Origin of the sequence: Kribbella sp. CA-253562 (assembly GCF_050942265.1) — a bacterium.
GTDB lineage: Bacteria > Actinomycetota > Actinomycetes > Propionibacteriales > Kribbellaceae > Kribbella.
In genome coordinates, this window is sequence record NZ_CP192049.1 from 3,366,015 (window position 1) to 3,384,504 (window position 18,490).

Sequence of the window (18,490 nt, forward strand, 5' to 3'; positions counted from 1 at the left end):
GCCTCGTGTGTGGTTGCCATCGCCCACCAGACTCGTGCGTGGTCGCCCCCTCCAAACTCGTGGGTGGTTGTCATCGCCGCACCAGTCCGTCCCGGCAGGCGCGGTCGGCCGCCCGTGTCGTCTCCGGCAGCCGGTACCGCGGCGCCAGCTCCAGCACCCGATCCACCGCCGTCGCCAGCGAAACCCGGTGCCCGACTGAGACGAACACCGGCTTGGTTTTGTTCTGCGTCCGCAGCACCTTTCCGACGACATCGCCGTCGAGCACGAGGTCGCTAGCGTTCCCGCGCAGCGGACCTGGCTCGTCCCAGTCGCCGACGAACGCGGTCTTCCCGACTCCGATGCTCGGCAATCCCGTCACCACGCCGAGATGACAAGCAAGCCCGAACCGCCGCGGATGCGCGAGGCCCTGCCCGTCACACACCAGTAGCTCCGGGGTCACCTGAAGCCGATCCAGCGCAGCCAGCAACCCAGGCACCTCCCGAAACGCGAACAACCCCGGCACATACGGAAAGCCGGTCCGCCCACGCACCACCGCCCGCTCGACCTCCCGCAACTCGACTGGTCCCGGGACGGCCGATCCTGGGCCAACTGATCCCGGGACTACCGAACCTGGGTCCACCGGCCGCGGATGCGGGTCGGCCTCCGCTCCTGCAGGTGCTCGGAGCACCTCCAGCACGACGACCGCCGCGGCGTACTCGTCGCCGTCGTACGCGACGTCCAGGCCGGCGACGTACCTGGGATGCTGCGGGCCCGGGCCGACGGTGTCGACCTGAGCGCGGAGCTGCTCCTGCAAGGCGATCGCCTCGTCGACAGTGGGATGCACCGGGCGCACGCTACCGGGCGGCCGGCAGCTCCACGGTGGTGCACGCTCGTTCGCGATCGCACTCGATATCAGCAGCCACCATCCTCCAGATCCGCAGCGCGAGAGACCGGCCGTCAGGGCCCCTCGCCTCGGCCCGGCCGCGGGGGTCTGCAACGTCTCGGTCCTGAACCGCGTGGCCGCCGGCAAACTGCTGCTGATCTGCTGCACGGCCGTCCGCGGACGCGGGCTGATAGGCACGACCTCTGGTGCTGGAATCGTGTCGCCGACGGGGCTCCGGGCAGCGGCGACGGCATCGTCTGCGGCCGACCTGGTGCTTGGTGGACGCAGCGGCTTCGGGGGAGGTCTCCGGTGGCAACCGCCGGCCATCCGCCGGGGAGCGGAGTACAGCCCGTCCGGTGGGTGGGCTGCGGTGGCGCGTCACCGGCCGCGGGTTTGCGAGGATGGGAGCATGCGCGTGCTGATTGCTCCGGACAAGTTCGCTGGGACGTTGACGGCGGTCGAGGCTGCGGCCGCGATCGAGGAGGGGTGGCGGCGGCGGGACCCGGAGGCCGAGGTGCTGGTGGCGCCGATGGCCGACGGCGGGCCGGGGTTCATCGACGTGCTGGCGGCTGTTGTCGACGGCACCTTGTTGTCGGTGACCGTGCGCGGACCGCTCGGTGGCGAGGTCCCGGCGACGGTGCTGGTGGCCGGTGAGACGGCGTACGTGGAGACCGCGCAGGCGTGCGGGCTGCACCTGGTCGAGCCCGCGGACCGGCGGCCGGAGGACGGTACGACGTACGGCGTCGGCCAGCTGATCGCGGCCGCGGTGGACGCGGGCGCGAAGCGGATCATCCTCGGGCTCGGCGGGTCCGGTACGAACGACGCGGGCGCGGGCCTGCTCGCTGCCCTCGGCGCGACCGGCGCAGGCGGCAGCCTTGACGCGGGCGCGGCGGGGCTGGCCGGGCTGACCGAGGTCGATCTCGAGCCGGCGCGGAGCCGGATGGCGGGAGTCGAGTTCGTCGCCGCGAGCGACGTGGAGAACCCGATGCTCGGGCTGCGCGGCGCGACCAACGTGTTCGGCAGCCAGAAGGGCGTCACCGACGACCGCAAACCTGTTGTGGACGGCTGGCTGACCCACTTCGCGGAGCTCGCCGACCGCAAGACGGCCGACAAGAAGGGCGCCGGCGCCGCCGGGGGACTGGGCTACGCGCTGCTCCTGCTCGGCGCCGAGCGGATCTCGGGCATCGACCTGGTCGCCGACCTGACCGGGCTGAAGGACAAGGCCAGGCGGGTCGACCTGGTGCTGTCCGGCGAGGGTGCGTTCGACTTCCAGTCCCGCGACGGCAAGGTGATCGCCGGCGTGGCGAAGGTCGCGAACGACGCGATGCGGCCCTGCGTCGTCCTGGCCGGCAAGGTGCTGATCGGGTCCCGCGAGATGCGCACGATGGGGGTCGAGTCGGCGTACTCGCTGGTCGACGCCGTCGGCGAGGAGCAGGCCTTCGCTGACCCGCACGGCTCGCTGGCCACGGTCGCGGAGCGCGTGGCGAAGACCTGGGCGCGCTGACCACGCCGCAGGCACGGATGTTGATCTGCGAAATTGGTGTGCGACCATGGGAATGAAGACGGTCCGACGGCTGTTGGCCCGTGTTGACAGCAGAACTTTCGCGCCCGACTGGCTGCCCACTCGCAGTCGAGCGCTCACGATGATGACTGGAGTCAGGAATGACTGAAGCGCAGACCGAGCAGGCCACCGCCGCCGCGACGGGGATCCTGTTGACGGACGGGGCCGCCGCCAAGGTGAAGGCGCTGCTGGACCAGGAGGGTCGCGACGACCTCGCGCTGCGTGTCGCCGTGCAGCCGGGTGGTTGCTCCGGCCTGCGGTACCAGCTGTTCTTCGACGAGCGTCAGCTCGACGGTGACGTGGTCGCCGACTTCGACGGTGTGAGCGTCGTCACCGACCGGATGAGCGCGCCGTACCTCAAGGGTGCGTCGATCGACTTCGTGGACACGATCGAGAAGCAGGGCTTCACGATCGACAACCCGAACGCGACCGGCTCCTGCGCCTGCGGCGACTCGTTCAACTGAGCACCTTCGAAGCCCCCAGCACCTGACGGTGCCGGGGGCTTCGTCATGCCTGGACGGGTCGGTCGTACGTCGAACGGCGTCGGCCGGGGCGCTCCGCCCGCCCCGGCTGAGCGAGCCCGCATGAGCCCCCGCGTGAGCCGGCCCTGCCTGAGCCGGCCCGCCCGAGCCGACGCCCGGTTGAGCGCTCCTGCCCAACCCTGCTCCACCCGGCCCCACCTGAGCCGGCGCCCGGTTAGCGCTCCCGCCCGACCCTGCTCCACCCGGCCCACCTGAGCCCGCCCCTCCCGGCCCGCCTCAGCCGGCGCCCGGTTAGCGCTCCCGCCCGACCCCGCTCCACCCGGCCCACCTGAGCCGCCCTCCCGGGCCGGCGACACCCGGCCGCCTGAGCCGGCCCGCCTGAGCCGGCGCCCGCCGCCCGATCCCGCTCGACCCGGCCCACCTGGGCCGGCCCCTCCCGGCCCACCTGGGCCGGCCCCTCCCGGCCCGCCTCAGCGCCCCGCCCGACCCCGCTCCACCCGGTCCACCTGCGCCCGCCCCTCCCGGCCCGCCCCTCCCGGCCCGCCCCTCCCGGCCCGCCTGAGCCGGCCCGCCCGAGCCGGCGCGCGTTGAGCCCTCCCGCCCGACCCCGCTCCCGCCCGACCCCGCTCCCGCCGGTCCACCTGCGCCGGTCCCTCCCGGCCCGCCTGAGCCGGTCCGCCTAAGCCGGCGCCCGTTGAGCGCTCCCGCCCGACCCCGCCCCCGGCCCGCCCGGAGCCGGCGCCCGGTTGAGCGCTCCCGCCCGACCCCGCTCCACCCGGCCCGCCTGAGCCGGCGGCCGTGTGGGGGCTCCCGCCCGATCCCGCTCGACCCGGCCCACTTGAGCCGGCTCCTCCCGGCCCACCTGAGCCAGCCCCTCCCAGCCGCCTCAGCGCCCCGACCGATCCGGCCCGCCTGAGCCCTCGCGCGCCCCGCCCCACCCGCCTGAGACCCCCGCTCAAGCGCCCCACCCGAGCGTCCGACCCCGACTGGTACGGTCGATGACTGCCGCGTCCGCGGCTCATCCCGGGAGTTCACCTTGTTGTTGGATCGGCCTGTTCAGGACCAGCTCGTGCTCACCACGGTCGGCGGTGCGGAGGACCTGATCGCGGGCCTGGACGTCGTCGGCCGGTCCGACGGCGCCGTCACCTGCCGGATCGACGGGCCGCTGCGGGCCTTGTCCGAGACGCGGCTTTACATCACCGCCACCGTCCAGCTCGCGGATTCGGCCGCCGTACTGCGCTCGGCCGAGTCCGGTGTCCTGTCCGCGCTCGAGGGACCCGTCCGGTTCCGCATCGCCCCCGGTACGCCAGACGCGCGGGCGTTGTGGGATCTGCTCGTCGACAAGCTGGGCTGGTCGGAGGACCCGTCGGACTGGGCGGTGAACTTCATCGCTGACCCGGCCGGTGGCTGGCTCGGCGAGATCGGCCCGCTGCACTGGTCACGCAACTACCCGCAGCTCGACCGGCTCCCGTGGTCGACCAAACCGGTGGTCGCCGAGGTGATGATCCGGCTGGCGAAGGTCGGTACCGAGCACCACCTGCTCGACCCGTTCTGTGGGACCGGCACGATCCTGCTGGCGGCCCACCCGTTCGCCTACGGCCGCCTGGTCGGCTCCGACCGCGACGAGAAGGCGATCGAGCTCGCCCGCGCCAACCTGGCCCGCGCGGGGGTCCGGGCCGAGCTGTCCGTCGGTACGGCGGAGAAGCTCTCCGTCGCCAGCGGCAGCATCGATCGAGTGGTGACCAACCTCCCCTTCGGCAAACTCGTCGGCAGCCACGGCGACAACGCGAAGCTCTACCCGGCCGCCCTGAAGGAGATCGCCCGGGTCCTGCGCCCGGACGGCCGCGCTGTCCTGCTGACCGAGGACAAGCGCCTGCTCAAGGACGCCGTCGCCCGCACTCCCGGCCTGAAACTGGTCCGCGACCGCCTGCTCAAGTACTCCGGCGCAACACCCACGGTCTTCGTGCTCACCCCCACCCGCCGCCGCCAGAACGCCCGCTGAACCCTGCTCGCTGCCGGAATCCGGCGAAGTAGAGGACAGACATTGGCCACTACTGTCTCTAGCGTTCTTGCTGTCAGCACCCGCAGCAGGAAGGCACCGAGATGACCGTCAGCCCGATCCCCGCCGGCTACACCAGCGTCACCCCGTGGATGATCTCGCGGGACACCAACGCGTTGATGGACTACCTGACCAGGGCGTTCGAGGCCGTGGACTGTGGCCGCGTGGTCGACGACCAGGGCGTGGTCGGCCATGCCGAGATGCGGATCGGCAACGCGATGGTGATGATGTTCGACGCGCGGCCCGAGTGGCCGCCGACCCCGGCGTTCCTGCGCCTGTACGTCGAGGACGCGTACGCGACGCACCAACAGGCGGTCGCCGCGGGCGGGACGTCGGTGACCGAGGTGACCGAGCTGTTCTGGGGCGACGTGGTCGGACGGGTCCGCGATCCGTTCGGCAACCTCTACTGGCTCCAGACCCGCGTCGCGGACCTGTCCGAGGCGGAGATGGCCGAGCGGATGAACGACCCGAAGTACATCGCGGCGATGGAGTACGTGCAGAGCGCGAACTTCATGGCCCCGCAGTGAGCAGGCGTAGCGCAGTCAGGGTGTAGGCGCGGGCGGCAATCAGCAGCTCGTCGACGGCGACGGACTCGTCGGCGCGGTGAGCCTGGCTGGTGACCGAACCAGGACCCAGGACGACCACCGGTACGCCGAGGTCGCGGGCGACGTACCCGCCGTCGCACGCCGCGGTCCACCCGCCGAGGGGGAGGCCCGGGCCCCCGGCAGCGGCGAGGGCGGAGTCAGTGGTTCGCACGAGTTCGGCGTCGGCCGGGGTTTCGAACGCGGGCATCTCCATCGGCATCGCGAGGTCGACGGTGAGACCGCGGTCCTCGAGGTGGAGGGCGGCGACGCGTTGCCGCAGATCGTCGAGCACGGCCGCGGGCGATTCGCCGGGCAGGAGCCGGCGGTCGGCGACCAGGACGCACTCGGCCGGCACGATCGAGCCGCCCGTGCCGCCGTTGATCTGGCCGACACTCCACGTCGCGGGGCCGAGCAGCGGGTGCGGCGAGCGAGCCAGCTCCGCGTGCAACCGCTCGATCTTGGCCACGACGGCCGCGGCGCCGTAGATCGCGTTGGCGCCGTCCGCCGGATTGCCCGCGTGACAGGCCCGTCCGTGCACTTCGACCCTCAGATAGGAGTCGCCCCGGGCGCCGATGATGGTCTGCAGTTCGGTCGGTTCGGTCGTGATGCAGCCGCGGAACGAGCGGTCGACGGAGGCGACGTACGCGCGGATGCCCTTGCCGGTCTCCTCCTCGTCGACCAGTGCGGCCAGCTCGACCGGGCCGGACAGGCCGATCCCTCGCAACGCGGCCAGGGCGGCCAGGGACGCGGCCAGACCGCCCTTCATGTCGGAGGCGCCGCGGCCGTAGACCCGGCCGTCGATCAGCTCCCCGCCGTACGGCTCGGTGGTCCAGCCGTCACCAACCGGTACGACGTCGGTGTGCCCGAGCAGCAGCAGCCCCGGTTCGTCACCACCGCCGAGCGTGATGCTGAGGTTGTTGCGTCCGGGCTCGACTTCGGTTTCAGCGACGTCGAGGCCGAGCTCGGCCGCCGCGGCAGCCAGTACGGCGACGGTCGCGGCCTCACCACCCGGCGGGTTCTGACCGGCTGCCCGCAGCAACGACCTGGTCAGCTCGACCACCCACTGCTCGTCGATTCGGTCGAGCACCGTCCGCTCGGCCTGCGACGCGCCGGTCATCGCGGGCCTACTCGGAGACGACGGTGTGGTCGCTCTTGCCGAAGCCCACGTTGTAGCTGACGTCGACCGTCAGCCGATCGCCGGTCGGCCGGCAGCGCAGCGTGACCACGAACGGCGTCTCGAGCAGGCGCATGGTCGCGACGTAGGTCTCGCCGTCGCCGTGGGCAGAGGTGACGATGCGTTGAACCGGGTCGGTGAGGGTGTAGGTCTGCTCGTTCCAGTCGCCGGGCGCGAAGGCGATCTCCTGGGAGCCGGTCTCCCAGGGACGCGCGGCGGCGAAGGTGAAGGTGCCGCTGCCGTCGGCGTCCCAGCGGATCGCCGACAGGCCCGTGTCGTTGGCCGGGAACGTGTAGGTCCGCCCGTCGCCGGGAGCAGGGGGAGGGCCCGCCGGTGGCGGGAGCTTCAGCTCACCCGTCCCGGCAGCAATCCCGTCCCCAGCGCTTGCGCCGTCCACCCCACCCGTGGATCCGGCGGCCCCGCTCGATTCCTCCAGCACCGGAAGCAGGCGCTCCCACACCAGATCGAGCGTCGCCTGCATGTCCGCGGTCGCGCTGGTGATGATCAGCGCCGTGTCGTGGTCGGGCAACACCAGGCAGTACTGACCGAAGGCTCCGTCGCCGCGGTACGTGTTGTGCCGGCCGCGCCAGAATTGGTACCCGTACCCCTGCTGCCAGTCCGGGTTCGGCTCGACGCTGTTGTCGACCTGCGCGGACGTGGCCGCGTCGATCCACTCCGCCGGCACGAGCTGCTCGCCGTTCCAGACACCGCGCTGCAGCAGCAACTGGCCAAAATTCGCCAGCGAGTGGGTGTTGAGGCTCAGCCCCCAGCCGCCCATGTTGATGCCCTCGTCCGAGGTCTCCCAGATCGCCTCGGTCGCGCCGAGCGGCTCGAACAGCCGCGGCCGCAGGTAGTCGATCAGCTTCTCGCCGGTCACCTTCTGCACGATCGCGGACAGCATGTACGTCGCGCCGCTGTTGTAGACGAACGGCGCACCCGGCGCGTTCTCGACGTCGAGCCGGAGGAAGCCCTGCACCATCCGCCCGGTCCGGCCGAGCCGGTCGACAGTGTCGACGTCGTGTCCGGTCGACATGGTCAGCAGGTGCCGGACCTCCATCGCGGCCAGGTTGTCGCTGATCTTGTCCGGCAGGTCGTCGCCGGAGAAGAACGACACCACCTTGTCGTCCACCGACAGCAGCCCGGCCTCGACGGCGAGCCCGACTCCCATCGAGGTGAAGCTCTTCGACACCGAGAACAGCAGATGCCGGTCGCTCAGCCGGTACGGCGACCACTCGCGCTCGAGCACGACGTGCCCGTGCCGCACCAGCATCATGGTCTGGATCTCCTGGCCGGAGGCGTCCAGCGTGGCGACGAAGCCGTCCAGACCGGCGCTGGACAGTCCCTGAGCTTCTGGCGTACTGCGCGGAAGGTTGGTCACCGACAGCACGCTAGCCGTCGGCACCGACAAACTCATCCGCCTTCTCCCGCGGTGAGACGGCTGCCAGAAAACTTTCCGGAGCCGATGTCGATTCCGTCCCGGTCCGGTCGACGCACGGGCAGAAGCAAGTTCAGCCCAACACCAAGGAGCACCATCATGCGCAAGATCGTGGCCGGCCTGTTCATCTCCCTCGACGGCGTCACGCAGGCCCCCGACACCTGGCACTTCCCCTACTTCAACGACGAGATGGGCGCGGCGGTCGGAGCGCTGAGCGCGAGTGCCGACACCATGCTGCTCGGCCGCCGGACGTTCGAGGAGTTCGCGTCGTACTGGCCGTCGGCGACCGACGAGATGGCGGCCCAGATGAACAACACCCCGAAGCTGGTCGTGTCCACCACCCTCGACAGCGTCGACCACTCGCAGAACTCCACGCTCGTCGAGGGCGACCCGATCAAGTCCCTGACCGCGCTGAAGGAGGGCCCGGGCAAGGACCTCAGCGTCGTCGGTTCCTCCACCCTGGTCCGGTCGCTGCTGCGGGCCAAGGTGCTCGACGAACTGCACCTCCTGGTCCACCCGATCGCCGTCGGCCACGGCGCCCGCCTGTTCGACGAGGGCGAGACCGTGCCGCTGGAGCTCGTCTCCGCGACGACGTTCTCGACCGGCGTGCTGCACACCGTCTACCGGCCGGTCTGAGCGCCGGGCGAGTACAGCCTGGGTTTCCGGGGCACAGCGTGGAATGCTGCTCCATCCCAGTACCACTCCCGAACGGACAGGCACCCGGTGAACCCAGAACCCCACGACGACCAGCCAGAACCGACTGGCCGACCGCGGGCCGCGGTGATCCTGAACCCGATCAAGGTGCCGGACGCGGACGAGTTCCGCGCCAAGGTCGACGCCGCACTGTCCGAACGCGGGTACGACGACTCGCTCTGGCTCGAGACCACCGTCGACGACGCCGGCTACGCGATGGCCCACCGGGCGATCGAGGAGACCGCGGACCTGGTCGTGGTGGCCGGCGGTGACGGGACGGTCCGGGTGGTCTGCGCCGAACTGGCACGGACCAACATCCCGGTCGCCATCCTGCCCGCCGGCACCGGCAATCTGCTGGCCCGCAACCTCGGGATCACGCTCGACCTCGACGTCGCGCTGGCCGAGCTGCTGGACGGCACGGAGCAGCGGATCGACAGCGTGCTGGTCAAAGGCGACCAGCTCGACACCGACCGGTTCGTGGTGATGGCCGGGCTCGGCCTGGACGCGGCGATCATCGCCGACGCCCGGCCCGAGCTGAAGGCCAAGGTCGGCTGGGCGGCGTACGTGATCTCGGCGGTGAAGAACCTCAACCACCCGTTCGTCCGGGTGGAGATCACCGTCGACGACCAGGCGCCGGTCCGACGCCGCGCCCGCACGGTGGTGATCGGCAACGTCGGCACCCTGCAGGCGAACATCCCGCTGCTGCCCGACGCGTCGCCGGCCGACGGCCGGATCGACGCCGTCGTGCTGGCGCCGCGCCGGGTCGGCCAGTGGCCCCGGCTCGCGCTCAGCCTGCTGATCAAGCGGTTGCGGGAGAGCCACATCGAACGGTTCTCCGGCGAGCGCATCCAGGTCCGCGCGGCCAAGGTGGTCGGCCGCCAGCTCGACGGCGACACAATCGAGGACGGCCGCACGCTCAGCGCCGAGGTCGACCCGTCGGCGCTGGTCGTCCGGATCCCGGCGCCTGACCGAGCCGGCGCCTGACCGACGCGCCTGACCGAGCGGGCGCCTGACCGACGCCCTTGACCGAGCCGCGCCTGACGGAGCCGCGCCAGACAGTGCCTCCGCCGAGGCGCCGACCTGCACCACCGATCAACCGGCCTCCGGGCCCGGTCGCCGACAGCCGTGAGGCGTGCCGTCGGTGCCGGGCCCGGCGTTGGTCGGTGGTGCAGGTCGGGGTCAGCGCTGGACCAGCACCGCGACCGTGCGCGCCGGGACCGACACCGTGCCGGTGCCGGCGGTCCAGCTGGTCTGCTTGACGACCGGGTCCGAGCCGGCGGCCTGGACGGGCGACAGAGCCAGGTTGGCGCCCGTGAGGCCCGGGACTTGCTGAGTGACGGTCGACCCCGTGCTGTTGAAGACCACCACCACGCCCTTGAGCGCCGGGTCCACGTTCGGCCCGACGGTGTCGTCGATGCGCATGGTCACGACGCCAGGGACGGCCGCCGGGGAGCCACTCAACGGGAAGCTCAGCTTCTGGTTGATCAGCTCCGCCGACCCCAGCCGGAACAGGGGAGTGGAGAAGCGCAGCTTCAGCAGGTCGGCAGCTGCCGCGGACGCGGTCGCCACCTCGCCGGCCGTCGGCTTCAGGGCCGGGTTGGCCAGCAGCGGCTTCATGTACGACCACTTCGCCTCGTTGTCCGGCTTGGGCGGCAGCCCGTGCCCGAAGCCGTTGTCCGCTCCCGTCCAGTCCAGCAGGTTGAACCAGTCACCCGAGTCGTAGGAGTTGCGATCCAGCGACTTGCTCCGCAGCAGGTCCGATCCCGCGTGCCAGAAGGACGGCGTCTGCGCCAGCGCGGTCGTTGCCAGCGACACCGTGTTCATACGCACCCGGTCAGCCATCGGCAGCGTCGCGGGCAGCTTGAAGGCGAGCGAGTCCCACAACGTCTCGTTGTCATGGGCATCGACGTACGTGATCACCTCGTTCGGCTGGTCGGCGTACCCGGCCGGGGATCCGTTGTAGTCCACCCCGTCACCCCGTACAACGGCCCCGCTCTCCGCCGAGCGGAACGAGTACGCCCGCAGGTTGCCGGCCAGTCCCAGCTGGACCAGGTCGGTGTCGTGCGCCAGCCGCTTGGCCCGATCGGCAGGCGAACCGTTGACCGGGGCACCGTTCGGGTCGCTCGCCGCGCCCGAGCCGAAGCCCTGCACCCGTGGGTCCTCGTCGAACGGCCCACCACCCCGTACGCCGTCCCGCAGCCGGTCCGAGAACGTCGCGATGCCGGTGCCGCCGAGGTTGCCCTGCCGGGCCTGCTCGAACAGCGCGTCGTTCGCGACCTCCCCGAAGTTCCAGCCCTCGCCGTACAGGAACACCTTCTTGCCGTCGACACCGTCCCTGGCGGGCGTCAGTTGGTCGAGCGCCGCGCGGACCTTCAGCATGTTCGCCTTGCTGTGATGCCCCATCAGGTCGAAGCGGAATCCGTCGACCCGGTAGTTGCGCGCCCACGACACCGTGCTGTCGACCATGATCTTCTCGGCCATCGTGTGCTCGGTCGCGATGTTGCTGCAGCACGTCGACGTCTCGACGGCACCCGACGCGTTCAGCCGCTGGTAGTAGCCGGGGACAACCTTGTCGAGCACCGAGGTCGGCGCCTGACCGGCGGCCGGCGTGTGGTTGTAGACCTGGTCGAGCACGACCCGCAGCCCCGACTTGTGCAGCCCGCCGACCATCGTCCGGAACTCCGCGACCCGGCTCAGCCCGTCCTTCTGGACGGCGTACGAGCCCTCCGGCGCGAGCCAGTGGTACGGGTCGTAGCCCCAGTTGAAGCCGTCCTTGGCCGCCACCGCGGTGACGCACGCCTGCTGCTGCTCCGAGTCCGGCGGCAGCGCCTTCAGGTCGCAGGCCGGCTGCTCCTGCGTGCCCTCCGGGATCGACGCGATGTCGAACGTCGGCAGCAGGTGCACCGTGTTCAGCCCGGCCTGCGCCAGTTTGCGCAGGTGCTTGGTCCCGGCGCCCTCGTCCGCGAAGGCCAGGTACTTCCCGCGATGCGCGGCCGGCACGGTGGTGTCGCTGATCGAGAAGTCCCGCACGTGCAGCTCGTAGATCGTCGAGTCCACCGACCGCGCGAGCCTCGGCGCCGGCGTCTTCGCCCAGAGCGCGGGCTTGCCGGCCGGGTCGTCGAGATCCACCGCGACCGAGTGCGTCGAGTCCGTGGTGAGCGCGACGGAGTACGGGTCGGTGACGAGGTTGGTCTCGACCTTCCCGGTGCTCGGCGCGAACACCTTCACCTCGTACCGGTACTGCGCCCCGGACCACGCCCGCCGCCCGTCCGCGGTCCACGAGCCGTCCGCGTTGCGCCGCATCGGCACTCGCTGAGAGCCGACCAGCAGCGCCACGTTCTGCGCGGTCGGTGCCCACAGGGTGAACCGCGGGACGCCGCCGTGCCACGTCACGCCGTACGAGCGACCGGCCGCCGCGCCGTACAGATCGTCCAGTACGCCGGGGATCTGCACCCCGGTCGCGTCGAGCAGCCGCCCGGCGTCGTCGTACTGGGCGAGGCCGAGCTGCCCGGTCAGGATCTTGCGCGCATCGGCACCGTCGAGCCGCAACGCGGTGTATCCCTTCAGCGCCGGGAACTTGGCCAGCACCTTCGCCGGCAGACCCGCCGGGTCCACCCGCAGGCCGGACGACGAGCCGCCGATGTCGTCCGCGTCGACCGCGAGCGAGCCGGTCGGCGACCAGTGCAAACGCCAGCGCGACCGCTCCGGGTGAGCGACCGGCGGTACGGCGAGCACGTCCTTGGCCAACCAGTACGCCTTGGCCTGCTTCAGATCGGGCTGTGCCCCGGGCTTGGAGGTCGTCACGGTCAGCTGATGGGTCGCGAGCACGTACGAGAACGTGACGACCAGCCCGTCACCGGGAACGGTGATCGGGATGTTCGCACCGGTCGGGCTGCCGCCCGCGCCGTAGCTCTCGTCCCAGGACAGACCGTGCGCGACCTTCGCCTCATAACTGCCCGCTCCCAACTCGCTCGTCGACCAGGTGAACGTGCCGTCGCCGTCCTGGTCGGTCAACCAGGGTCGCATGCAGTCCGGCGACCAGTCCGCCGGGCAGCCCAGCTCGGACTGGAACGAGCCCGGCACGGTGACGATCGGCCCCTGCGCGTCCGAGGTGACGAAGTGCCGGCCGTGCTCGTAGTAGAACGTGGTCGGCGTCGCGGGCGCGGTGTAGGAGATGTTCGCGCCGTTGGGGTTGCCGCCGGCCCCGTAGTTCTCGTCCCAGGTCTTGTTGATCGCCGCCTTGTAGGCGTGTTCGCCCGCCGGGATCGAGTACGTGCCCTTCCAGACCTTGTCCTTGGGGTCGAGCGTCAATTGGGCCTGCTCGCAGTCCGGAGACCAGTCCGCCGGGCAGCCCATCTCGCTGTTGTGGTCGCCGGGCACGCTGACGTTCGCGGGCTGCGTGACCGGGCCGGTGCCACCACCACCACCACCACCAGGCGCCGGCGGGTCGCCGACCACGCCGTACGAGCCGGAGACGGAGTAGTTGCCCGAAGCATCCTTCAGCACCGCGCGGTACTCCAGCAGGGTGCCCTTGGTCAGTTTCGAGACGTCGTGGAAGACCCGGTACGGCGCGTTGTCGTCCGACCCGAGCCGCTGCCACGCCGTCGTACCGACCGGGCGGACGCCGAACGTGACGGTGACCGGGGTGTTCTCCGGCACGGCCGCCGCGATCTCCGCGCGGCCGCCGACGGTCGCGCCGGGCTCCGGCGAGCTCATGAAGACCGCGGGCGCCTTGGACCGGGACGGGACCTTCGAGAGCGCCTGGTAGACGGTCACCGACAACGGCGGCTGGGTCACCGAAGCCCGGCCCTCCCGGTCGGTGACGAAGGACTTCGAACCGCCGTACACCGGCCGGAAGACCTTCGACCCGTACGTCGGGATCGTCGCGGTTTTGGCGGTGGTCGAGTTGTTGGAGACGACCAGGTACTCGACCTTGTCCGCGCCGAGCCGGCTGAACGCGTACAGGCCGCCGGCGTTCGACGAGTACCGGTGGATCTGGGTGCCGTCGGCCAGCGCCGGGTACTTCGCGCGCAACTTCTGCAGCCCGGCGATGTGCCGGTACATCGGCGCGTTGACGTCGAACGAGTCCTTGCTGCCGATCGTCGACGTCCCGGTGCCGTCGACCACCTCGTCGTCGGCGTACTCGGTGGTCTTGGTCGCGAACATGTCCTGCCGCGCGTCCTTGTCCCCGCCGGCGCCGGTGAAGCCCTGCTCGTCGCCGTAGTAGATCACCGGCTGACCGCGGGTCAGGAACATCAGCGAGTGCGCGAGCTTGTCACGTTGGAGCAATTCCTGACCGGATGCCCCGGCCTGCTTGAGGAACGTGCCGACCCGGCCCATGTCGTGGTTGCCGAGGAACGTGGGCAGTTGGTAGGCGTTGGAGTCCGCGTCTGTGTAGTAGTCGTCGTTCGCGTAGAAATCGCGCAGTTTCGTGCTCGGGTCGCCCTTGGCGAAGGCCACCGCGTTCTGCTGGAACCCGAAGTCGAGCGTCGCCTGCAGCGCCCCGGCGGTCGTGTACGTCGACATGAACCGCGGGTCGGCGTCGAAGACCTCGCCGAACATGAAGAAGTCCTTCGAGCCCTTGGCCTGCGCGGCCTTCAGGACCTCCGGCGAGAACTTCTGCCAGAACTCCAGGTTCACGTGCTTGACGGTGTCGATCCGGAACCCGTCGATGCCCATCTCGGCCCACGCCTTGTAGACGTCGATCATCCCGTCGCGCACCTTCGGCTGCTCGGTGAACAGGTCGTCCAGGCCGACGAAGTCGCCGTACTCGGCCGACTCCCCGGCGAAGGTCGAGTCGCCGCGGTTGTGGTAGAGCGTCGGGTCGTTCAGCCAGTTCGGCACCTTGACGGTCTCGTCGGCGGGGCTCCGGAAGACCGGGACGTTCGGGAAGCTGATGTTCCTGTCCAGCGGCGGGAAGGTGTCGCCGCCGGCGTACTGCTTGTCGTCGAAGACGTTGCCGGCCGCGTCCTTGTACGGCGAGGTGCTCTTCGGCACGTAGCCGTACTGACCGGACTCGTACGCGATCACGTCCGCGGTGTGGTTGGTGATGATGTCGAAGAAGACCTTCATGCCCTTGCCATGGGCGAGCTGGATCAGCTGCTGCATGTCCGCGTTGGTGCCCAGATGCGGGTCGATCTGGGTGAAGTCGGTGATCCAGTACCCGTGGTAGCCGGCGCTGACGTCGGCGCCGGAGCCTTGCACCGGCCGGTTCTTGAACGACGGCGTCAGCCAGATGCTCGTCGTCCCGAGGGACTTGATGTAGTCCAGCTTCTGGATCACGCCGGCCAGGTCGCCGCCGTGGTAGAAGCCCTTGTCGGCCGGGTCGAGCCCGGTGGTCAGCCGGTCACCGGTCAGGCCGCCGGCGTCGTTCGACTTGTCGCCGTTGGCGAACCGGTCCGCCATCAGGAAGTAGAAGCGTTCCTTGGTCAGGTCCTTGCGCAGGCTCGGGCTCGCCAGCGCCTTGTCGGCCGGAGTCGGCGTCGGGCCGGCCAGGTCGACCGGCGCGACGCTGACCACGTGCGTGGTGTCGTCGTAGCTGAAGCGCAGCTTGGCCGGGCCCTCGAGCGTCAGCGGGATGTTCGGGCCGTTCAGGACCCCGCCGGCGCCGTAGTTCTCGTCCCAGCCGCCGTTGACGGTGACCTTGTACTCGTACGAGCCGGCCGGCACCTCGAAGACCTTCCCGTACGGCGCTGCCGTGCCGAGCGTGGTCGCGGCGCAGCCCGGGTCCCAGTCGCCGGCACAGCCGAGCTCGTTCTGCAGGGACCCGGCCAGCGTGATCACCCGCTCGGCGGACACGGCGGCGGGTGCGGCGGACGGCGTACCGAGCCCGACCGCGACCACGGCGACCGCGGTCGCGGCGGCCAGCTGACGGGCACGGCGCATGACGAACCTGAGCATCGCGGGTTCCCCTCCCAAGACCGGACAATCTGCCCGGGACGCTAGCCCGCGACTCCGGGCGGGGGAAGGCCTCGAAGGTCGCGCTCAGGTCACGACGCGAGAAGGTCCGGCAGTGTGGTCTCGATCGGGGTGCGCAGGATCTGGTCGGCCTGCTCGTCGTACGGCGTGGGCTCGGCGTTCACGATGACCAGCCGTTTGCCCGCCGTCAGGGCCACGTCGCACAGCCCCGCGGCGGGGTAGACCTGCAGCGAGGTGCCGACGGCCAGGAAGGTGTCGCAGGTCTTGGTCGCGGCGACGGCGGCCTCGAGCACCTGCTGATCGAGCGACTGGCCGAAGGACACGGTCGCGGACTTCAGGATCCCGCCGCAGACCAGGCACGCCGGGTCCTCCTCACCGGCCTCGAGCCGGGGCAGCAGCTCGGCCATCGGGATCCGGCGGTGGCAGTCGAGGCAGTCGACGAACCAGGCCGTGCCGTGCAGCTCCAGCACGTTGGTCGATCCGGCTTTCTGGTGCAGACCGTCGATGTTCTGGGTGATCAGCGCGGTCAGGCGGCCCTGGCGCTCCAGCCCGGCCAGGGCCCGGTGCGCGGCGTTCGGCTCGGCCGTCCAGATCGGGGCGGCCAGCCGGTGCTTCCAGGCGGCGGCCCGGACCGCGCTCGACGCGACGTACTCGTCGATGTCGAACATCGCCTGCGCGGCCGGGTCCTTCGTCCACAGCCCCTGCGGCCCGCGGAAGTCGGGAATGCCGGAGGCCGTCGAGATCCCGGCCCCGGTCAGTACGGCGAAACGTCTCGTCACGCGCCCGAACTTACCGGCCACTCCGTCTCGAGCACCGACATCACGATCGAGTCGACCCACTCGCCGTCCCAGTACAGGTCGTCGCGCAGGCGGCCCTCGACCACGAACCCGGCCTTCTCGTAGGCCCGTTGCGCGCGCGGGTTGAACGCGTAGACGCCCAGGCTGATCCGGTGCAGGCCGAGCTGCTCGATGCCGTAGCCGACGATCAGCCGGGTCGCCTCGGTGCCCAGACCCCGGTTGCGGCCGGCCGGGCCGATCAGGATCCGGAAGTTGCAGGAGCGGTTGTCCGGGTCGTACTCGTTGAGCACCGCCTCGCCGACCGACTCACCGGTCGCCTTGTCGACGATCGCCAGGTCGAGCCGGTCCGGCTGGTCCTTGCGGGTCCGCAGCCACTCGAGCGCCTTCTCGTCGCTGATCTCGCCGCGGCTGCCGGTCAGCTTGGTGACCTCGGGGTCGGCGATCGCGGCCTTCATCATCGGGAAGTCCTCTTCGCCGAGCGGGCGAAGGACGACGAGGTCACCGGTGAGAGTCGGTTTGTACGAGAAGTCGGTCACACGTCGTAGCTTGGGCCGCGTTCGTTGCCTGGCGCCAACAGTTTTAGCTCAGCTTGCGGACGACGTACCGGCCGTCGTCGGCGGAGACCAGCTCCTGCGCGCGCATCCGGCACCAGGCGGGGATGTCGGTGGCGGCGGCCGGATCGTCGGCGAGGACTGCGATCGAGTCGCCGACGGCCAGGTCCGGGAACGCCTGGGCGAGCTTGATCACCGGGAGCGGGCACAGCATGCCGCGGCAGTCGAGCGTCGTCACATCCCCACCTCCGCACGGATCCGCTGGACCAGACCGGGCAGTACCCGCGCGAAGCGGTCGACGTCGTCGTACGTGCTGGTGCGGCCCAGGGAGACCCGGACGTTGCCGTGGGTCAGAACGCCCATCGCGGCCAGGACGTGCGATGGGCGCAGCGTGCTTGCCGTACAGGCTGAGCCGCTGGAGACCGAGAAGCCCTCGGCGTCCAGAGCGGTGACGAGCGCCTCGCCGTCGACGTACAGACAGGAGAAGGTCAGGACGTGCGGGAGCCGATCCTCCGGGTCACCGACCACCTCGACGTCGGCGATCTCCGCGGCGACGCGGGTCCGCAGTTCGGCGATCCAGGCGCGGTGCTGGCGGCCCAGCTCCTCGGCCTCCTTCAGGCGTGCCTGCAGCGCGGCCGCGGCAGCCAGCGCGGCCGGGACGTTCGGATGGCCGGGGGAGAGGCCGTCCTCCCGCTCGTCCACCGGCCAGGCCGGCGCGAGCCGCGTGCCCTTCCGTACGGCGAGCAGCCCCACCCCGGCGGGACCACCCCACTTGTGCGCGCTGGCGGTCAGAACCGACCACCCGCCAGGGATGTGCTCGTGGCCGACTGTCGCGGCGGCGTCCACGAACAAGGGGACGCCCGCGGCGGCCGCCACCTCGCCGAGCTCCGTCACCGGCTGCCGCGTGCCGACCTCGTGATTGGCCGTCTGCACCGCGGCAACCGCTACTCCCGGTTGCCGGATCTGCGCCGCGAAGGCGTCGGCGTCCACTCGACCTGACTGGTCCACGCCCACCTCGTACGGCGTACCGGCTGACGCGGCGGCGTGCAGCACCGCCGAATGCTCGACCGCGGAGTGCACCACGGTCGTCCCGATCCGTCGCCGGGCCGCCGCCACCGCGGGCAGACCGGCGTGGATCGCGGCCGTCCCGGACGTGGTCAGAAACAGCTCGTCAGCCCGTACGCCGAGGCCTTCGGCCAGCACCGCCCGGGCGTTGTCCAGCAGCAGCCGCGCGGTCCGTCCCTCGTGGTGCAACCGGGCCGGATCCGCCCACCCGGAATCGAGTGCCTGCAGCAACACCTCCCGCGCGGCAGGGTGCAGTTCCTCGGCACTTGCGGCGTCCAGATATGCACGGTGGCTCACACGGGAAACGCT

The 18,490-nt window shown here is 70.9% G+C and carries 14 protein-coding genes; 6 read left to right on the forward strand and 8 right to left on the reverse strand.

What is annotated here, in order from left to right:
* Positions 1-70: 70 nt before the first annotated feature.
* Positions 71-823: an endonuclease V gene (locus ACQPXM_RS16000; protein WP_432949284.1), complete on the reverse strand. Its 753-nt coding sequence runs from the start codon at positions 821-823 to the stop codon at positions 71-73.
* A gap of 448 nt (positions 824-1,271) precedes the next feature.
* Here ACQPXM_RS16000 and ACQPXM_RS16005 point away from each other — a divergent pair, with 448 nt between their 5' ends.
* The 4 genes from ACQPXM_RS16005 (at position 1,272) to ACQPXM_RS16020 (ending at position 5,491) form a co-directional block, all read left to right on the forward strand.
* Positions 1,272-2,366 carry a glycerate kinase family protein gene (locus tag ACQPXM_RS16005; RefSeq protein ID WP_432949286.1) on the forward strand — a complete coding sequence of 365 codons (1,095 nt, stop codon included), beginning with the start codon at positions 1,272-1,274 and terminating at the stop codon, positions 2,364-2,366.
* Positions 2,367-2,524: 158 nt separating this feature from the next.
* A complete protein-coding gene (erpA, locus tag ACQPXM_RS16010; protein ID WP_077016924.1) occupies positions 2,525-2,887 on the forward strand; it encodes an iron-sulfur cluster insertion protein ErpA in 363 nt (120 codons plus the stop codon).
* A gap of 1,087 nt (positions 2,888-3,974) precedes the next feature.
* Positions 3,975-4,907: a TRM11 family SAM-dependent methyltransferase gene (locus tag ACQPXM_RS16015; RefSeq protein WP_432949288.1), complete on the forward strand. Its 933-nt coding sequence runs from the start codon at positions 3,975-3,977 to the stop codon at positions 4,905-4,907.
* Positions 4,908-5,008: 101 nt separating this feature from the next.
* Complete coding sequence (locus ACQPXM_RS16020) at positions 5,009-5,491, forward strand: VOC family protein (RefSeq protein ID WP_432949290.1); 483 nt, start codon at positions 5,009-5,011, stop codon at positions 5,489-5,491.
* Here the strand turns inward: ACQPXM_RS16020 and ACQPXM_RS16025 are convergent.
* Positions 5,475-6,665 carry a M20 family metallopeptidase gene (locus tag ACQPXM_RS16025; RefSeq protein ID WP_432949292.1) on the reverse strand — a complete coding sequence of 397 codons (1,191 nt, stop codon included), beginning with the start codon at positions 6,663-6,665 and terminating at the stop codon, positions 5,475-5,477. The genes ACQPXM_RS16020 and ACQPXM_RS16025 overlap by 17 nt on opposite strands.
* A gap of 7 nt (positions 6,666-6,672) precedes the next feature.
* Entirely contained in the window at positions 6,673-8,136 is a 1,464-nt protein-coding gene (locus ACQPXM_RS16030) for a serine hydrolase domain-containing protein (protein WP_432949294.1), read from the reverse strand.
* Positions 8,137-8,256: 120 nt separating this feature from the next.
* On the opposite strand from ACQPXM_RS16030, the gene ACQPXM_RS16035 reads away from it, so the two are divergent.
* Entirely contained in the window at positions 8,257-8,793 is a 537-nt protein-coding gene (locus ACQPXM_RS16035) for a dihydrofolate reductase family protein (protein ID WP_432949296.1), read from the forward strand.
* 87 nt (positions 8,794-8,880) lie between these two features.
* Positions 8,881-9,834 (forward strand): diacylglycerol/lipid kinase family protein, encoded by a 954-nt coding sequence (locus ACQPXM_RS16040; protein WP_432949298.1) that lies wholly within the window; start codon positions 8,881-8,883, stop codon positions 9,832-9,834.
* Between the two features lie 195 nt (positions 9,835-10,029).
* On the opposite strand, the gene pulA is transcribed toward ACQPXM_RS16040, so the two are convergent.
* The 5 genes from pulA to ACQPXM_RS16065 form a co-directional block, all read right to left on the reverse strand.
* Positions 10,030-15,750, reverse strand: coding sequence for a pullulanase-type alpha-1,6-glucosidase (gene pulA / locus ACQPXM_RS16045; protein WP_432949300.1), 5,721 nt, complete (start codon positions 15,748-15,750; stop codon positions 10,030-10,032).
* An 89-nt stretch (positions 15,751-15,839) separates the two neighbouring features.
* Complete coding sequence (locus ACQPXM_RS16050) at positions 15,840-16,547, reverse strand: SIR2 family NAD-dependent protein deacylase (RefSeq protein WP_432949302.1); 708 nt, start codon at positions 16,545-16,547, stop codon at positions 15,840-15,842.
* Complete coding sequence (locus ACQPXM_RS16055; protein WP_432949304.1) at positions 16,544-17,101, reverse strand: GNAT family N-acetyltransferase; 558 nt, start codon at positions 17,099-17,101, stop codon at positions 16,544-16,546. The genes ACQPXM_RS16050 and ACQPXM_RS16055 overlap by 4 nt, the downstream gene beginning before the upstream one ends.
* A gap of 43 nt (positions 17,102-17,144) precedes the next feature.
* Positions 17,145-17,354 (reverse strand): sulfurtransferase TusA family protein, encoded by a 210-nt coding sequence (locus tag ACQPXM_RS16060; protein WP_432949306.1) that lies wholly within the window; start codon positions 17,352-17,354, stop codon positions 17,145-17,147.
* Entirely contained in the window at positions 17,351-18,478 is a 1,128-nt protein-coding gene (locus ACQPXM_RS16065) for a cysteine desulfurase family protein (protein WP_432949308.1), read from the reverse strand. Before ACQPXM_RS16065 ends, ACQPXM_RS16060 begins: the two co-directional genes overlap by 4 nt.
* Between the last annotated feature and the right edge of the window lie 12 nt (positions 18,479-18,490).